The sequence below is a fragment of the Cognatilysobacter lacus genome (assembly GCF_008274655.1).
In the GTDB taxonomy this organism is placed as follows: Bacteria; Pseudomonadota; Gammaproteobacteria; order Xanthomonadales; family Xanthomonadaceae; genus Cognatilysobacter; species Cognatilysobacter lacus.
In genome coordinates this window covers 1-1,042 of the sequence record NZ_VTRV01000275.1, presented here as the reverse complement: position 1 = coordinate 1,042, position 1,042 = coordinate 1, and the positions used below count along the sequence as shown (strand labels likewise).

Here is a 1,042-nt window from a genome sequence, read left to right as displayed (position 1 = left end):
CTTGCAGCAGGGCCCAGCCTAGTGCGGCACCCCCGAGGGCCTGCACGATGTAGTGGCCCGTGGACGGGTCGCCGCCGAGTGCCAGCGCAGCCAGCAACAGCGCCGCGCACAGGCTCTCGGCTGCGCCCGGTAACGTCGGGCCTGGGCTCATGGGGGCGTGGCCGGGACGGCGCCAGCCGGCGTTATCCGCATCGCGTCGAAACGGATCTCGCCGTCGACGCTGCGATCGGCCTGGCTCGGTCCGATCGACGTCAGCCGCAGCTGCTGCGCCGGGCAATCGCCCGGCACCTGGAACGTCACCGAAAACGCCTTCCAGCCGGCCCCGTAAGCGGCGACGTCGAGACGCGCCAGTGGCCGCTCGGACGGCCGACAGGACACGGTCCAGGCGATGGGGCGCGCCCCGGACAGGGTTGCGCTCGACGCAAGCGTCAGCCGGTACACCCCGGGGGCGAGCGCCAGGTCCTGCCAGACCCCGGTGAAGTCCGCCGTACGGCCGTCGAACTGAACCGCCAGCGAGCGTCCGCCTTCGAAGGCACGTGCAGCGTCGACGCCGACGGCCGTACCTTTCTGGCTCTCGAACTGCCACGCATATGGCGGCGGGCCGGACGGGGCCTCGAACCCGCCGTCGAAAACGAGGTCATCGAAACGCTTCATGGGCGCGGTGAGCGACGCGTGCCACTGGGCACGTGCCTGGCGCGCACGGCCGAGGCGCTCGAGCAGCCGCGCGCGCAATGCGGACTCGGAACTGGACCCGCCGCGGTTCGCGATGGATGCAAGAAGCGATTCGACTTCGGACGGTCCGGACGTATCGGCGAGCACCGCGGGCAGCAGAGCGCGCCAGGGTCGCCCGTCGCGCAGGGCGCGCGCCAGCGTCGCGCGGAAGACCGGATCGCCGAGATGGCGGACGGATTCCTTGAGCCGCCCCGGCGCCCCGGCCTCGTCGAGCGTCAGCAGCGCGTCCAACTGTTGCGCCGCCTCTTCCATCCGTCCGCTCGCGATAGCGCGGCGGAAGAACCATTCGCGGGCGACGATGATGAGCGCG

Annotated in this window: 1 protein-coding gene; it reads right to left on the bottom strand. The window is 71.8% G+C overall.

Annotated elements, in window-relative coordinates:
* Window positions 1–147: 147 nt before the first annotated feature.
* Window positions 148–1,042 (bottom strand): hypothetical protein (locus FW784_RS14565; protein WP_187770846.1); only part of this gene is annotated, 895 nt, incomplete at its 5' end.